Source organism: Saccharothrix sp. ALI-22-I, from assembly GCF_001984175.1.
GTDB lineage: Bacteria > Actinomycetota > Actinomycetes > Mycobacteriales > Pseudonocardiaceae > Actinosynnema.
In genome coordinates, this window is sequence record NZ_MTQP01000045.1 from 13,711 (window position 1) to 29,466 (window position 15,756).

Consider the following 15,756-nt stretch of genomic DNA (forward strand, 5'->3'; position numbering starts at 1 on the left):
GGCCCGTGCGAAGTGATCGGCTTGGCGGTGAATCGGTCCGGAGGGGGTTGGACCGCGTGTGCTGAGTTGATCGTCGGCGCGTCCGTTGTGGACTGTGTGTGCCTACTCGGCATTGCTTGTGCTCCGTTTCCGGTCGCGTACCCGGACTGCGACGAACAGCACGATCGCGATGACCACCGCGGCGATGACCACGTACTGGAAGATGCCCGCGTACCTGTCGACGGCCTGCCAGTTGGCGCCCAGCAGGTAGCCGGCCACGACGAAGACCGAGTTCCAGATCAGGCTGCCGAGCGTGGTCAGGGACAGGAACTGCCACATCGGCATCCGCTCCACGCCCGCTGGCAACGAGATGAGGCTGCGGAACAAGGGCACCATCCGGCCGAAGAACACCGCCTTCGTGCCGTGCTTGAGGAACCACTTCTCGGTGCGGTCGAAGTCGGACGGTTTCATCAGGGGGACGCGGATGATCAGTGCGCGGACCCGGTCGCGGCCGAGCCACGCGCCCAGCCAGTAGGTGAGCAGGGCACCGGCGACGGAGCCGAGAGTGGTCCAGAACAGTGCCATGGCCAGGCTCATGGTGCCCTGGCTCGCGGAGAAACCGGCCAGGGGCAGCACCAGCTCGCTCGGCATCGGCGGGAAGATGTTGTCGACGGCGACGAGTAGCGCCGCGCCCGGTCCGCCCAGTGCGTCCATGATGTCCACCGCGAGGCCGGCGAGACCTCCTGGCTGGTCGGCGGCTGCCACGATCATTGAAGGGCTCCTTCGGGTCGGGGTCGGCGGGTGGCGGGACGGAACTCGCGGATTGTCGTCCACAGCACGGATACGACCGCGATCGCCATGAGCGCGGCGAGGATCCGGAACTCGAGAGTGGGCCCGCTCACCAGCTGGTCCACCATGGATTCGGGCGGCGGGTTTCCGCCGGGCACGGGAAGGCCGGTGTCGCCGGGAGGAAGCCGGCCGTCGCCCATCTCTCCTGACGGGTCTCCGAAAGGCGTTGAACCCGCAGGGGGGAACAGCACGTGGAGATAGGCGAGGAACGAGGCCACCTGTACGAGGACGGGCACGTACCAGAGGCGGTGCGGCAGGAAGAACGCGGCGACCACGGCGAGCACCTCGGCCAGGTAGAAGTAGCGCTCGTGCATCGACGGCAGGAGGAACGGCACCAGGACAGCCGAAGTCGCCCCCATCAGCACGACCTTCGTCGTCGTCAGCCGCACTCGGCTGAGCAGTACGCCGAGGCACAGCCCGAGAACCACCAGCCCGGTCACCGCGACACCGACGGGCCGGATCACCGCCGCGTCGGCGCTCGCCGGGAGGAACTGGTAGATCGACGGGGCGTTCAGGGACAGCGCCGTGTACGAGCTCGTCTGCTCCACGTACACCGACAGCAGCTGCCCCAACGGTGCGCCGGCCAGCAGCGCCGGCACGTCCAGCAGCAGGACGACCCCGGGGACGACCAGCAGTACCCGCCACGGGATCCACTTCTTCAGTGCCAGCACCAGGAGTAGCGGGAACAGGAACACCGCTTGCAACTTGAAGGCCAGCGACAGTCCGAAGAAGACGCCGGCCGGCCACGGGCGCCGACGAAGAAGGAAATACACGCCGCCGAGGCCGAACGCCGCGTAGATGGAGTCGGCCTGCCCCCACAGCCCGCTGTTGGTCGCCACGGTGGGGAGGAACAACACGATGAGGGCGGCCAGCGGCGGCAACCAGCCGCCGCCGTGGCGCAACACGACGATGCGGTAGGCGAAGTACGCGAGCACCAGGTCGAACACCACCGAGATGACCTTAATCCCGACGAGTGCGGGTATCGGCAGGTAGGTCAACAAGGTGATCAGGTACAGATAAGGGACGTTGTAGTCCGAGAAATCGTGCTTGAGGGCGCTGAAGCCACCGTGCGTGGAAATGAAGTCGTACCAGTCCTTGATGAACAACCGGTAGTCGGAGGACTCGTGGCCGAACATGGAGACCCTGGCCACGATCGCGGCCACGACCGCCGCCGCCACCAGTCCCTCTCGGCGGAATGTTGGCTTCCGGTTCTCGTCGATGTCGACGGACTCCGCTGCTACTGACACGCCGCGAACGTAGATCGGGTTTGTGAGAGTTACCTGGAAGTTGTGTGAGCAAACCATGGAAGATCACGGGCTCCCAGGTTCCTTTGAGGTTCCATCCAGGCTGTTCGCGGTTACGCCTGTCATACCTGGAGCCATGACTCGCACCCCGGCCCCGGGCACTCCGCCGGACCTGACCGGTGCGACCAAGACCGTCACGGTCGACGTCGTGATCCCGGTGTACAACGAGGAACGCGCACTGCCCGGCTGCGTGGAAGTCCTGAAGTCCTACCTCTACGAACAGTTCCCGTTCGAGTGGACCATCACCATCGTCGACAACGCCAGCACCGATGGCACCCTGGCGGTCGCCGACGAACTGGCCGAAGCGACGGATCGGGTCCGTGTGCTGCATCTCGACGAGAAGGGCCGTGGCCGCGCCCTACGTACCGCGTGGCAATGGAGCGACGCCGACGTGGTGGCCTACATGGACGTCGACCTGTCGACCGGGCTGGACGCGTTGCTGCCGCTGGTGGCTCCGTTGGTCAACGGCCACTCGGACGTCTCGATCGGCTCGCGGCTGGCCCCGGGCGCGCGGACCGTGCGTGGCCCGAAGCGCGAGCTGATCTCCCGGTGCTACAACGCGATCATCCGGCTCAGCCACGGCGCGAAGTTCTCCGACGCCCAGTGCGGGTTCAAGGCAGCGCGCACGGACGTGATCCGCCCGCTGCTCGACCACATCGAGGACGACAACTGGTTCTTCGACACCGAGCTGCTGTTACTGGCCGAGCACAACGGGCTTCGGGTGCACGAGGTGCCGGTCGACTGGGTCGAGGACGTCGACACCCGGGTCAGCATCGGCTCGACCGTGCTCGAGGACCTTCGCGGTCTGATTCGGGTGGCGAGGGCGAAAGCCGTCGGCGCGGCGAAAGTCGCTGACCTGCCACGGCGTCCGGAACCCGCACCGTCCCACCCGGACGCGGTGCTGGCCAGACGGGACACGGGTCTGGTCTGGCAACTGCTGTCGTTCGGCGCGATCGGCGTGTTGTCCACAGTGGCCACCCTGCTGCTCTTCGCGCTCTTCCGGCCGGCGATGCACCCGCTGCTGGCCAACCTTCTGGCGCTCGTGATCACCACGATACTCAACACCGAGGCCAACCGGCGGTTCACGTTCCTCGGCTCCCGTGGTTCGTCCCACCGGGTGCACCTGCAAGGTCTCATCGTCTTCGGTCTCTACTACGCGTTCACGTCGACCGCGCTGCTGGTCCTGCACTGGGCGGCGGCCGAGCCGTCACGTCTCCTCGAGCTGGTCGTGCTGCTCTGCGCGTCCGTGCTCGGCACGGCCGGCCGGTTCGTCCTGCTGCGGGGCTGGGTTTTCAAACAGGGAAAGGGAAACACATGACCGCCGCCGAGACTGGCCAAGCGGAGCAGACAGAGCACATCGAACCGGCACCGGGACGTGCCCCGCACTGGCAGCGGTACGCGCTCATCGCGATCCTCGCGCTGGGGACGGTGCTGTACGGCTTGGTGATGTGGACCGACAGCTGGGGCAACACGTACTACACGGCCGCGGTCAAGTCGATGTCGTCGAGCTTCACGAACTTCCTGTTCGGTTCGCTCGACCCGGCCGGCGTGGTCACCGTGGACAAGCCGCCGTTGGCGTTGTGGCCACAGGTGATCTCGGTGAAGATCTTCGGCTTTCACCACTGGTCCGTGCTGCTGCCGGAGGTGATCATCGGTGTGGCGACGATCTTCCTGCTGCACCGGACAGTCCGGTTGTGGGCGGGGGAGAACGCCGCGCTGATCGCCGCGTTGGTCTTCGCGCTCACACCGATCACCGTGATGATCACCCGCACGAACAACACCGACACCATGCTCGTCCTCACGCTCGTCGCGGCGGCCTACGCCTTCACCCGTGCGATCAGGGCGGTGGAACCAGGCAAGAGGACGAAGTGGCTGCTGTTCGCGGCCTTCCTGATCGGATGCGGCTTCCTGGCGAAGATGGCGGCGGCGTACGTTGTCCTTCCTGCCTTCTTCGCCGCTTATCTGGCCGGCAGTGAGGCGCCTTGGCGTCGTCGGGCGCTGGACCTGGCCGGTGCGGCTGTGGTGCTGCTGGCGAGTTCACTGTCGTGGGTCGCGGCGGTCACCCTGTGGCCCGGCCCGAAGCCGTACATCGGCGGCAGCACCGACGGCACGGCCCTGGACCTGGTGCTGGGCTACAACGGGCTCGGCCGCGTGTTCGGTGGTGAGGGAACGGGCAATGGCGGGGCGGCGACCGGTACGCCCCCGCCGGGCGGAGGTGACCCCGGCGGGTTTGGCGGCCCCGGTGGGCCCGGCGGCACGAGTTTCGGCGGCGAGTCCGGTCCTGGGCGGATGTTCAACGAGGCGGTCGGCGGGCAGATCAGCTGGCTGCTGCCGTTGGCGGTGGTCACGCTGGCGGTGGCGGCGGTGCTCGGCTTCCGGCGGTGGCGCCGGTCCGTCCCGGCGGACACCGCCGGCCGCGCGGGCTGGGTGCTGTGGGGCGGCTGGCTCGCGGTGTTCGCCCTCGTGTTCAGCTACCAGAAAGGCGTGTTCCACCCGTACTACACGACCGTCATGGCACCCGCGATCGGAGCACTCGTCGGTGTGGGCACGGTGTGGGCGTTCCGGAAGTACCGAGAGCCCGAGGGGCTGGGCCGGTTCGTGCTGCCCGCCGGTGTCGCGGTGACCGCGGCGTGGGCGTGGGTGCTCATCTCCCGGGACACCACGTGGAACGGCTGGCTGCGGTACGCGGTGGTGATCGTCGCGTTGGCCGCGATCCTGGCCCTGGTGCTGCACAAGGTCCAGAGGGTGGGACTCGTGCTCGGGCTTGTCGCGGTGCTGCTGGCACCTGCCGTGTGGTCGGGTGCCGGTGCGGTCTCCACCACGGCCATCGCGAGCCTGCCTGCCGCGGGGCCGGTGGACGATCTGATGCCTGCCGGCTGGGACAGCGCGGAACTCACTGCGGGCCAACGCGAGATCCTGGAGTACGTCAAGTCGCATTCGCCCGGAGCCGAGATCACGCTGGCGGTCGAGGGCGGCTCCCAGTCCGCGAAGACGTACATCGTCGCCACCGACGAGACCGTCGTCGGAATGGGCGGGTTCGACGGCCGCGACCCGGCGCCCTCGACGGACCAGCTGTCCGCGTGGGTGCGTGCGGGCAAGCTGCGGTTCGTGCTCACCGGCGGCGGGATGGCGGACGCCGACACGATCATCGAGCGGGCCGAGTGGGTCGAGCGGAACTGCGAGCCCGTGCTCACAGTGAAGGGCGACGACGAGATGCCGATGGGCGGCGATGGCCTGACGCTGCACGAGTGCACGGTCCGGTGACGCACAGCGCGTTCTTAAGTAGTTCCCATGTAGTTCCCAGGTAACGTCCAGGTTCGTCGTCGAGGCTGGCCGGGTGGATCAGCAGCGTGGCGAGGCGACCGTCCTCGTCGTGGACGACGAACCGAACATCCTGGAACTGTTGTCGGCAGCGCTTCGGCTCAGCGGGTTCACCGTGCACGCGGCGGACTGCGGAGCCGAAGCGATGGCCTCGGTCCGGCGGGTCCGGCCGGACATCGTGGTCGTGGACGTGATGCTGCCCGACACCGACGGCTTCAGCCTCGCCCGCAGCCTCCGCACGGTGCATGACCAGCTGCCGGTGCTTTTCCTGACCGCACGGGACGCCGTGGAGGACCGGATCGCGGGCCTCACAGCCGGTGGCGACGACTATGTGACCAAGCCGTTCAGCCTGGAGGAAGTGGTGTTGCGGCTGTGGGCGATCCTCCGGCGCACGGGCGGTGCCGTGGTCCCGCGAGACGACGGCACGGTCCAGTACGCCGATCTCGTGCTCGACGAGGAGGCCCACGAGGTCCACAGAGCCGGCCGGCTGGTCCGGCTGTCGCCGACGGAGTTCAACCTGTTGCGGTACCTGATGGTCAACGCCGAGCGGGTGGTCAGCAAGTCGCAGATCCTCGGCCGGGTGTGGAGCTACGACTTCGGCGGGGACGGCCGGATCGTCGAGTCGTACATCAGCTACTTGCGCCGCAAGATCGACTCGGTGGAGCCGCCGCTGATCCACACCATCCGGGGCGTCGGCTACTCACTGCGGTTACCCAGGGAAGAGCGTTGAGCGGGAACCGATGGCGCAGACCGTGGACACTGCGGGCGCGACTGGTCATGGCATTGTTGGTGCTGGCCACCGCCGGCCTGGGCACCATCGGGGTCGCGAGCGTGGTGCTGCTCCGAGAGGCGATGATCGCCAGGATGGACGACCAGCTCGCGGATCTCGTGCAGCGGGTGGGCGGCCGCCCGGGAGAGTTGTCGCCGTCGCCCGAAGACCTTCCGGGCAAGCCCGACGATCTGCCGACGGACTTCGCGATCGTGGTGCTCTACGGCAACGGGACGCCGGAATTATCCGCCCCGGACGCCGCGGCCGGGCCGGTACTGCCGCTGATCGACTCGGCCAATGTCGACCAGTACGAACGGCGCCCGTTCATGGCCGACGACAAGCGGCGCGGCGCTGCATGGCGCGTCGTGGTGGCACGGCGGGTGACGCCCGACGGGCCTCGGATCGTCGTGGCCGCGCAGTCGATGGACACCGCCGACGCGATCGTGACCCGGCTGGTCTGGATCGAGGTCGGGGCCGGGATCGCCCTGCTGCTCGCCCTCGGGGTGATCGGGTTCCTGCTGGTACGGCTGGGACTGCGGCCGTTGACCAGGATCGAGAGGACGGCGGAGGACATCGCGGGCGGCCACCTCGACCTGCGGGTCGCGTCGGACTCACGTACCGAGGTCGGCCGGCTCGGTGGCGCGCTGAACACCATGGTCGGCCGGCTTTCCTCCGCGCTGCGCCAACGGGAACGGTCCGAGGCGCGGCTGCGCAGGTTCGCCGCGGACGCCTCGCACGAACTGCGCACCCCGCTGACGTCGATCCGTGGCTTCGCGGAGTTGCACCGCCGCGGCGGCGCGCCGAACCGAGCCGATGTGGACCGGATGATGGGCCGGATCGAGGACGAGGCGGTCCGGATGGGCCGGCTGGTGGAGGACCTGCTGCTGCTGGCCCGGCTGGACCAGGAACGCGCGCTGGACCTGGCCGAGCTGGACATCCGTACGCTCGTCGAGGACGCCGTGCACGACGCCAGGGTCCGCGACCCGGAGCGGCCGCTGATCCTGGAGAGCGCAGGGAAACCGATCCGGGTCACCGTGGACGAACACCGGATGCGCCAGGTGATCACGAACCTGGTCGGCAACGCCATGGCCCACACTCCGCCCAGCACGCCCGTGCACGTCCGCGTGGGCATGCCCGCCACACTGCCCGAACCTCCGGTGGCCGTGGCGGGGAGCCCGGCATCGCGCGGCCGCGTCGTGCTGGAAGTGATCGACGAAGGGCCTGGCGTGCCGTTGGAGGCCGCGCCGAGCATCTTCGACCGGTTCTACCGGGTCGACGAGGCCCGGTCCAGCACGCGCGGCGGCACCGGGCTCGGCCTGGCCATCACCGCCGCGATCCTGGAGGCCCACGGCGGCCGCGTCGAGCTCAGGACGGCGCCCGGCGAAGGTGCTCGCTTCACCGTGCTGCTTTCCTCGGCGAGCTCGCCGAGGTCCCGGCCATGAAAGTTCATTGTGCAGCCAACTTTGAGGAGATTGCCGCTATGCCCTTGTTTCGACTGCCGGACGGACGCGACCTGGAGTACGAGGTCTCCGGGCCGAGTACAGGGCATGGCGTGGTTTTCCACCACGGCATGCCGGGCTCCGCGGTTCCGATGCCGACGGTGCTGGACTCGATCACCGAGCGCGGGTTTCGGGTGGTCACCTACTCCCGGGCCGGGTACGGCGCCTCCAGCCCAGCGCCCGGGCGATCGGTGGCCGACTCGGCGGCGGACTGCGTTTCTCTCCTCGATCACCTCGGCATCGCCACGTACCTGACCGTCGGCTGGTCCACCGGTGGACCACACGCGTTGACCCAAGCGGCACTCACGCCGGAAAGCGTCACCGGCGTCTTGAGCGTCGCCTCATTCGCTCCGTTCGGCGCTCCTGGTCTCGACTTCACCGAACGCATGGGTGCGCAGAACGTCGCCCAGTTCAGTGTCGCCGGACAGGGTGAACCGGCGGTGCGCGCGCTTGTCGCGCAGATGGCCGCCGCGGTCCGGAACAACAGTCCGGCCGATGTCATCGCCGGTCTGGCCTCGCTGTTTCCGCCGGTGGATGCGGAGGTTCTCGAGGGCCGTTTCGGTGCCGACAACGCCGCGAACATGAACTACGCGTTGGCTGCTGGAGACGAGGGATGGGTGGAGGACCTGGTGGCCTTGACCAGTCCCTGGGGCGTCGACGTCACCGCGATCAAGGCCCGGGTCGAGCTGTGGCACGGTGACGAGGATCGAATGGTGCCGCTGTCACACGGGCAGTGGCTGGCCGAGCACCTTCTCACCGTGACTCCGCATCTCGAAGCCGGACATGGCCATCTCTCCATCGCGGTCGGCAGCCTGGGTGACAAGCTCGACGCCTTGACGAAAGAAAAGTGACGCCCTGTGTGCGATCACCGCTGGAGCGCGACGGCCATCGGTTGTGCGGCGATGTCGAGGTAGATCCTCTCGAACTGGTCCAAGGTAGACCCGAGGTCGTGGGCGGCGATCAGCTCCAGGCTCGCCTTTCCCATCGCCGTCCTGGTCTGCTCGTCGGCCAGGACGGCGGCGAGCCGCCTGGTCAGCTCGGTCACGTCGCCGGGTGGGTAGAGCCAGCCGTTCTGCCCGTGACGCACGAGGTGGGGCAGTGCCATCGCATCCGCGGCCACGACCGGCTTGCCGGCCGCCATCGCCTCCATGGTCACGAGGCTCTGCAGCTCGGCGGTCCCCGGCATGCAGAACACGTCGCACCGCCGGTATGCCCTGACCAGCTCCTCGTCCGGGACGAACCCGTGGAACCGCACCCGCTCCGCGATGCCCAGCCGCGCGGCCAGCGCCTCCAGCCGGTGGCGTTCGCTCCCGTCGCCGACGAGCTCGACCCGCACCTCCGGTGGCAGTGCGGCGGCGGCCTCGAGCAGCTCGTGGACGTTCTTCTCCGCGTCCAGCCTGCCCACGAACAACACGGTCGGCGCGCCGGCCGGTTCGGACCGAGGGCCCGCGTAGTGCGCGCGGTCGATCCCGCAGGAGATCGCCATCACGGGACGGTGCAGGCCGTTGTGTTCGAGCAGCTCGGCCGCGCGGGGAGTCGGGGTCGTGCAGACCGTCGCACGGCCGAAGACCCGGACCAGGTCGCGCCACGCCAGTCGGGCGAGGGGGCCGTGGGTCCAGCGGGGCAGCGGGCCGTAGCCGAGCAGGTTCTCCGGCATGAAGTGGTTGGTGGCGACCACCGGGACGCCCGCAGCCGTGGCGGCGCGGACCGCGCTGCGGCCGATGAGGAAGTGGGCCTGGGTGTGCACGACGTCCGGTTCGATCTCGGCCAGCAACGACGGCACGGCCTTTGCCGCACGCCACGGCGGGCAGAACCGGAACGTCGGGTGGAACGGGGTGCGCAGCGAGCCGATCCGGTGGACCGTCACCCCGCCGGTCACCTCGGTGAACGTCTCGCCGCTGGTCGACGGGCAGATGACGTGCACGTCGTGCCCCCGGGTGGCGAGCCCGGACGCCAGCCGGTACGCGAAGTTCGCCGCACCGTTCACATGCGGCGGATAGGTGTCCGCGGTGATCGCGATGCGCGGTGGGCCCTCTCGTCGCTTCCGGCGAGCGGGCGCGGTGGGCTCGGTGGTCGGGGGTACCTCGCGGGCGAGGAGCACGAGCCCGGCCACGGCGACGGCCCCGGGCACGGCCATGCCGGCGAGCTGGCCGGGGGTCATCTCGCCGTAGGCGAAGACGCCGATGAGGACCGCGCTGAGCGGGTCGACGATCGTGGTCGCGCCGGCGACGACCGCGGCGGGTCCGCTGGCGTAGGCCTGGTGCAGCAGCCACACACCGGCGAGGACAGCCGCCACCGCCTCGGCGATCACGAGGGCTGCCAGCCCACCGCTGAGCGGTGCGACAGCCGCCGCCCGGACGAGCGCCGAGGTGAACCCGAAGAGCACGGCTGTCGCGAGCGCGAGGAGCAGGCACCGGGTCCTGTCCCTGGTGTACCGGGCCGCGACGGCCAGCCCTGCCGCGCCGAGCACCGCCCACTGTGCTGACCCGAGGTCGGGTGCCGGCAGGGCGGTGTTCGTGGTCATGGCGGACAGCGCGACGAAACCCGCCACACCGGTCACGCTCATCACCAGCGCGGCGAGCACGGCACGAGTGAGCACGGTCCGTGCGAGCAGCACTGTGAGCACGAGGGTGAGCACGCCGATCGGCTGCACCACGGCAAGTGGCGCCATGGTGAGCGCGAGGACGTGCAGTACGGCGCCCAGCCCGGCGAGCCCGATCCCGGCGTACCAGCCGGGCGAGCGCAGGATCGTCCGGACCGCGGGCAGCCCCAGCACCGGACCGGTTGTCGCCTGGTGGACTGCGCGGTGTTGCAAGTGGACGGTGCCCGCGAAACAGCATGCACCGGCGGCCGCGAGGCCGATGGCCAGTGTCAGCATGATTTCCTCTCCGATCGCAGTACGGCGACCGCCAGCTCGCCGAGCATGACGAGGTAGACGACGAACACGAGCCGCTCGGTGATCCCGTGGACCAGCGGGCCGTCGAAGTGCGCGGACGGCGGGAGGAACACCGGCAGGTGGCTCAGCAGGAACGCCGCGAGGGCGGCCCACGCCCAACGGGTCTGCCGCCGCAGCCGTTCGGCGAGGCCGCGGTGCGCCGGGAGGTGCGCGGCGTGGCGGGCGACGAGCCCGGCCGCGGCCGGCAGGCTGACGAACAGCAGCAGGCCCGCGTAGCGGTGGACCTCGGCGGAGAACGTCCACGGCGCGCCCGTGGGAGTGGTGGGGAAGAACGCGCACAGCACCAAGCCGGCACACCAGCAGCACGCCAGCGCCACGATCGGCCGGGTCACGGGTAGTCCGGCCCGGGCCATGCCGACCAGCAGGCATCCGGTGCCGACCACCAACATCAGCACGCAGAACGCGAAGCCGGCCGCGCCGTACAGGCCGTAGTCGCTGATCACCTGCCGTACCGGATCGACCTCGGCGCCCAGCGCGACGTGCAGGACGAGTGCGACGAACACGGACAGGCCGAAGCACCCGATCGCGGCGGTGGCACACACACCCGCATTGCCCTGCCGGGAAGGCGCGGGACGGATCAATTCGACGGAGTACACGATTCGACTGTCGTGTCCGCGAATGAAAGAACGTTAAGAGTGGCCGCCGAGCCGGTTAAGAAGTGTTCAGCGAGCCAACGGAAGCCGCACCCGCAGCTCCGCGCCACCGCCCGGCGCCTCCCCGGCCACCACGGTGCCCTCGTGCGCCTCGACGATCTGCGCCACGATGGCCAGCCCGAGGCCGGAACCGGGCATGGACCGGGCGGCGGTGGCCCGGTAGAAGCGCTCGAAGACCTTCGGCCGGTCCTGCTCGCTGATCCCCGGTCCTTCGTCGGCGACCGTCAGCTCGGCGGCACCGTCCACTACTGACAGTCGTAGGTGGACGGTGCCGCCGGGTGGACTCCACTTCGCGGCGTTGTCCAGCATGTTCAGCACCACGCGGGACAACCCGCCCAGCTGGCCGTTCATGGCCGCGGGACCGGTCGAGACGGCGAAGACGACCTGCGGCCACCGGGCGCGGGCGCGGATGACGGCGCTGTCGATCACGTCGGCCAGGTCCAGGGGCTCGAACGGCTCAGGGTCGGTGTTCTCCGCCGCCAGCTCGACGAGCTCGGTCGTGAGGATGGTCAGCTCCTCGGCCTGCACCCCGAGATCCCGCAGCAGCCGGGAACGGTCGTCCTGCGACAGCACCTTGCCGGAACCGAGCTGCGCCTCGGCGTAGGTGAGCAGCTCGACGTTGTTGCGCAGGCTGGTCAATGGTGTCCGCAGCTCGTGGCCCGCGTCCTGCACGAGCTGCTGCTGAGCGGCCTTCGACGCGCCGAGAGCGGTCAGCATGCGGTTGAACGCCGTGGCGAGCCGGGCGATCTCGTCCCGCCCGTCCACCGGGATCGAGCTGTCCAGGTCCTGGGTCCTGGCCACCTCCTCCACGGCACCCGTGAGCCGGTGGACCGGCCGCAGACCCGCCCGCGCGACACCCCAGCCGACCACGCCCGCGAGGGCAGCGCCGGCGAGCCCGATGAAGGTGAGCAGGACCCGGAGATCGTCGAGGGTCCCCTCGATGCCGGTGACACGCCGCGCGACCTGGACCGCACCACCGTCCCTCGGCACCGTGAGCGCGCGGTACAACGGCATGCCCGGCCCGGCGTCGGCGAGGTCCTGACCGCTCCCGCTCGTCGCGACGTGGGCGGCCTTGGCGGTCACCGGCCCCAGCCACGTCGACCCCTCGCTGCTCGACACCGGCTTCCCGCCGGTGTCGAGGAACCTGATGATGACGGGCGGCGGCTGGCCGGCCACGTCGAGCAACCGCATGACTTCCGGCGACAGGTCCTGCATCTCCTGCCAGTTGCTCGGCAGTTCGTCGACGGCGTGCATGGCGCGCAGCGCTCCATCGGGCGTGGTCGCCCGCGTCGCCGTGTCCGTGTCGCTGCGCAGCTGGACAGTCAGGTTCTCGTACATCCGGATGTGCATCAGCCACCAGCCCGCGAGGGACACGACGACCACCGCGAGCGCGACCCCGAGCGCTGAGAGCACCGCGACCCGCGCACGCAGGCTGAGCCTTCGCCGCCCCACCCCGCGGAGGCGCAGCCTCACAGCGGTTCCTCGCGCAGGACGTAGCCGACGCCGCGGACGGTGTGCAGGAGCCTGCGGCCGCCGTCGGACTCCAGCTTCTTGCGCAGGTAGCCGAGGTAGACGTCGAGGCTGTTGGAGCTGCTGCCGAAGTCGAAGCCCCAGACCTGTTCGAAGAGCGCCGACCTGGTGAGCACCTGCCGAGGGTGGCGCAGGAACAGCTCGAGGATCGCGAACTCGGTCCTGGTGAGCCGGATGTCCCGTCCCGCACGCACCACCTCCCGGGTGGCCGGGTTCAGCGTGAGGTCGTCGAACCGGAGGTCCGCCGGCTCGGACGTGCCCCCTTCGTGCCGCGCGCGCCGCAGCAGCGCCCGCACCCGCGCGAGCAGTTCCTGGAGCGAGAACGGTTTGGCGAGGTAGTCGTCCGCGCCGGCGTCCAGGCCCGCGACCCGCGCGGTGACGTCACTACGGGCGGTGAGCATCAGCACCGGCACGAGGTTTCCCTCCGCCCGCAGCCGGCGGCACGCCTCCAGGCCGTCGAGCACCGGCATCGTGACGTCGAGGATCACGCCGTCCGGACGGTTGTCCCGGATGACCGCGAGCGCCTGCTCCCCGTCCTTCGCGATCTCCACGGCGTAGCCCTCGAACCGCAGCGTGCGCGACAACGAGTCGCACACCGCGTCCTCGTCGTCCGCGATCACGATCAGCACTCCACCACCTCCACTGCCGATTGTCCGATGTCACGGGCGGTGCGGTCAGGCGGGGCGTTAAGAAACGACTAATAATGACACCGGAACGGCCCGGCGTGGATCAGGATGCCTGACACCCTTCCGCACGTTGAGGCTCCGGTGAGACCGGCACTGGTCAGCATTGGGTCGTTCCCTTGTCCGTCACCGTGCTGATGCCTGTTTGCCCGGCCGACGAGCCGGACGAAGATCAAGTACAGCAGTCGTAACGCCACGCCTCACGATCATGCCTTGTGGTCGATGATGCACGATCATCACAGGTCAGCAGCCCGGTGCATGGTTTGACACCCCACAGGACCAGTGAGGCGGACGGAGGTGTTCGGGACGGGTGGGCGAGCAGGAAGCGGGCGGCAGGACGGCAGCCTGGAAGTAGTCGCGGCGGCGGGTGACCGAGGACATTGGGGCGACTGATCGGTCGACCGCAGGAGGCGAACGTCATGGCGCACGCCCAGCCCGTCGTCGAGACCCACTCCCCCATCAGATCCGGACGGTTGATCTTCGGCAGCGCCGTGGCGGGCGTGCTGCTGGCCGTGCTGTGGTCCTACGAGTTCGTCGACCACGTGATCGGCGCGAACGTCGCCAACACCCTGCTCGGCGAGGAAGCCGCCACCGCCTCCATCGCGGGTACGGCCGCGGGTCTGGTGTTCGCGTTCGTCTCCGGCGTCGCGGGCACGTTCACCGCGTGCAACATCGCGATGGCCGCCTCGATCGGACCGATGAGCGAGGCGGGCGGCCGATCCCTGTTGCGCCCCTTGGGTTTCTTCACAGCCGGCATGGTCGGGGTGTCAGCGGTCTACGGCGCGGTCGGCGTGTTGGTCGGCACGAGCCTGCCCCAGCTGTCCACGGCGACGATCGGCACGATGCCGGTGCGCCTGGTGCAGTCCGCCGTTGTGTTCGGCCTGGTCGGTCTGGCGCTGACCTACCTGGGCCTGGCGTCTCTCGGCGTCGTACCGGACCTGTTCCGCAACCGGCCGGTCGCCCGGGTGGTGGTGCTGGGCGCGCTGGTCGGCGCGTTCCTGATCGGCCGCCCATACCCCATGTTCATCAAGCTGTTCCGCGCGGCGGTGGAGTCCGGGAACCCGCTCTACGGGGCCGGGACGTTCGTGTTGCAGTCAGTGGGCAACATCGTGCTCGTCGGGATCGTGGTCGCGGTGCTGTCACTGGTCACCAGAGGCCGGTTCACCACGATGGTCGCCCGCAACCCACGCCGCACCACCATCGTCAGCGCGGCGCTGCTCATCGCGCTCGGCGTGTTCCTGCTCGTGTACTGGGACGTCCGCGTTCCGTCGATCTTCGGGATCGGCTGGTTCCCGACCATGCCCTACAACTGAAGGAGCTGATCGGGTCCGCGACAACCGCTGCTCCTACGACCGCCAGGTCTGACTCCCACGTCCGGACGGGGTGTTCGCTGGTCTCGGCGGCGAGCTCGCGGCGGGCGCTTGCCGACCCTTGGCGGTCGTCCTCGGCGTGCTGGAGCCGGCGTAGCCCGGTGGTCGGGGCGAGCTCGGGGTGGTGCTCGTAGGCGATCCGGGCCTGGGCGAGAGCCGCCTGCAACCGGCGTGAGGTCGCCCAGGTGTACTCGGGTCCGCGGACACCGCGGCGCGCGCGTACGTCGAGTAGCAGGCGGACGTCCGCGTGCCGCAGTCGTTGCAGGAAGGACTCGCCGTCGAAGCCGTAGACGCCGATTGTCACCATTCTGACCACGGAAATCGCCCGTCTGCCTGCTACTCGTGCCGGTTCAACCGGCAGCGCTACCGGGGGCGCCGAGGTCGCATCACGCGACGGCGGTCCCCTCAAGCTCGACCATCAGGTCGGGGATCGCCAGCCGTGTCACCCCGAGCATCGTGGTGGTCGGTGCCACCCCGGCGGCGCCCAACCGCGACGCCAGCACGCCGTAGTGCGGGAACAGCAGATCGACGTCGGTGGTGTAGACGTTGAGCCGGACGAGGTTCGCGAGGGACATGCCGGCCTCGCCGAGAACGGCTTCCAGGTTGTCGAGGCTCAGCGCCAACTGCGCCGCCATGTCACCGGCATGTTGGGGCTTGCCGTCGCTGTTCATCGCGGTCTGCCCGGAGCAGTACAGGGTCCGGGTGTGCCCGGAGACGATCTCACCCTGGTTGTACCCCATCTCCACCGACCACGTCCACGGGTTGACGGCCGTTCGCTCCATTGCCACACCAGCTCCATTCGATTCATCGACAGCACGTACGTCCATCGGCTCGGCAGCCGCC

Annotated in this window: 14 protein-coding genes; 6 read left to right on the top strand and 8 right to left on the bottom strand. The window is 69.4% G+C overall.

The annotated features are described in order from the left end of the window. Positions 1-102 precede the first annotated feature (102 nt). Complete coding sequence (locus tag ALI22I_RS07360; RefSeq protein WP_077004742.1) at positions 103-750, bottom strand: DedA family protein; 648 nt, start codon at positions 748-750, stop codon at positions 103-105. Then, positions 747-2,075 carry a glycosyltransferase 87 family protein gene (locus ALI22I_RS07365; protein ID WP_179118138.1) on the bottom strand — a complete coding sequence of 443 codons (1,329 nt, stop codon included), beginning with the start codon at positions 2,073-2,075 and terminating at the stop codon, positions 747-749. The genes ALI22I_RS07360 and ALI22I_RS07365 overlap by 4 nt, the downstream gene beginning before the upstream one ends. A gap of 133 nt (positions 2,076-2,208) precedes the next feature. Between ALI22I_RS07365 and ALI22I_RS07370 the strand changes: the two genes are divergently transcribed. The 5 genes from ALI22I_RS07370 to ALI22I_RS07390 all read left to right on the top strand — a co-directional run bounded on the left by ALI22I_RS07370 (position 2,209) and on the right by ALI22I_RS07390 (position 8,572). Further along, entirely contained in the window at positions 2,209-3,450 is a 1,242-nt protein-coding gene (locus ALI22I_RS07370) for a bifunctional glycosyltransferase family 2/GtrA family protein (RefSeq protein WP_077004743.1), read from the top strand. Then, on the top strand, positions 3,447-5,396 hold the full coding sequence (locus ALI22I_RS07375) for an ArnT family glycosyltransferase (RefSeq protein WP_077004744.1): 1,950 nt from the start codon (positions 3,447-3,449) through the stop codon (positions 5,394-5,396). The genes ALI22I_RS07370 and ALI22I_RS07375 overlap by 4 nt, the downstream gene beginning before the upstream one ends. A 73-nt stretch (positions 5,397-5,469) precedes the next feature. Further along, the gene (locus tag ALI22I_RS07380) at positions 5,470-6,183 is read left to right on the top strand and encodes a response regulator transcription factor (RefSeq protein ID WP_077004745.1); all 714 of its coding nucleotides are present in this window, start codon (positions 5,470-5,472) and stop codon (positions 6,181-6,183) included. Beyond that, positions 6,180-7,664: a sensor histidine kinase gene (locus ALI22I_RS07385; RefSeq protein ID WP_238598175.1), complete on the top strand. Its 1,485-nt coding sequence runs from the start codon at positions 6,180-6,182 to the stop codon at positions 7,662-7,664. Before ALI22I_RS07380 ends, ALI22I_RS07385 begins: the two co-directional genes overlap by 4 nt. A 38-nt stretch (positions 7,665-7,702) precedes the next feature. Beyond that, positions 7,703-8,572: an alpha/beta hydrolase gene (locus ALI22I_RS07390; protein ID WP_077004747.1), complete on the top strand. Its 870-nt coding sequence runs from the start codon at positions 7,703-7,705 to the stop codon at positions 8,570-8,572. A 14-nt stretch (positions 8,573-8,586) separates the two neighbouring features. On the opposite strand, the gene ALI22I_RS07395 is transcribed toward ALI22I_RS07390, so the two are convergent. The 4 genes from ALI22I_RS07395 to ALI22I_RS07410 all read right to left on the bottom strand — a co-directional run bounded on the left by ALI22I_RS07395 (position 8,587) and on the right by ALI22I_RS07410 (position 13,489). Continuing rightward, positions 8,587-10,599 carry a glycosyltransferase gene (locus tag ALI22I_RS07395; protein WP_077004748.1) on the bottom strand — a complete coding sequence of 671 codons (2,013 nt, stop codon included), beginning with the start codon at positions 10,597-10,599 and terminating at the stop codon, positions 8,587-8,589. Then, entirely contained in the window at positions 10,593-11,273 is a 681-nt protein-coding gene (locus ALI22I_RS07400; RefSeq protein ID WP_179118139.1) for a DUF998 domain-containing protein, read from the bottom strand. Before ALI22I_RS07400 ends, ALI22I_RS07395 begins: the two co-directional genes overlap by 7 nt. A 66-nt stretch (positions 11,274-11,339) precedes the next feature. Then, on the bottom strand, positions 11,340-12,803 hold the full coding sequence (locus ALI22I_RS07405; RefSeq protein ID WP_143532032.1) for a sensor histidine kinase: 1,464 nt from the start codon (positions 12,801-12,803) through the stop codon (positions 11,340-11,342). After that, positions 12,800-13,489, bottom strand: coding sequence for a response regulator transcription factor (locus ALI22I_RS07410; RefSeq protein ID WP_077004750.1), 690 nt, complete (start codon positions 13,487-13,489; stop codon positions 12,800-12,802). Before ALI22I_RS07410 ends, ALI22I_RS07405 begins: the two co-directional genes overlap by 4 nt. A 473-nt stretch (positions 13,490-13,962) precedes the next feature. Between ALI22I_RS07410 and ALI22I_RS07415 the strand changes: the two genes are divergently transcribed. After that, the gene (locus ALI22I_RS07415; protein WP_077004818.1) at positions 13,963-14,856 is read left to right on the top strand and encodes a hypothetical protein; all 894 of its coding nucleotides are present in this window, start codon (positions 13,963-13,965) and stop codon (positions 14,854-14,856) included. Here the strand turns inward: ALI22I_RS07415 and ALI22I_RS07420 are convergent. Further along, on the bottom strand, positions 14,762-15,220 hold the full coding sequence (locus ALI22I_RS07420; protein WP_077004751.1) for a DUF488 family protein: 459 nt from the start codon (positions 15,218-15,220) through the stop codon (positions 14,762-14,764). The two genes, ALI22I_RS07415 and ALI22I_RS07420, sit on opposite strands and share 95 nt — an antisense overlap. A gap of 79 nt (positions 15,221-15,299) precedes the next feature. Next, the gene (locus tag ALI22I_RS07425) at positions 15,300-15,695 is read right to left on the bottom strand and encodes a RidA family protein (protein WP_077004752.1); all 396 of its coding nucleotides are present in this window, start codon (positions 15,693-15,695) and stop codon (positions 15,300-15,302) included. Between the last annotated feature and the right edge of the window lie 61 nt (positions 15,696-15,756).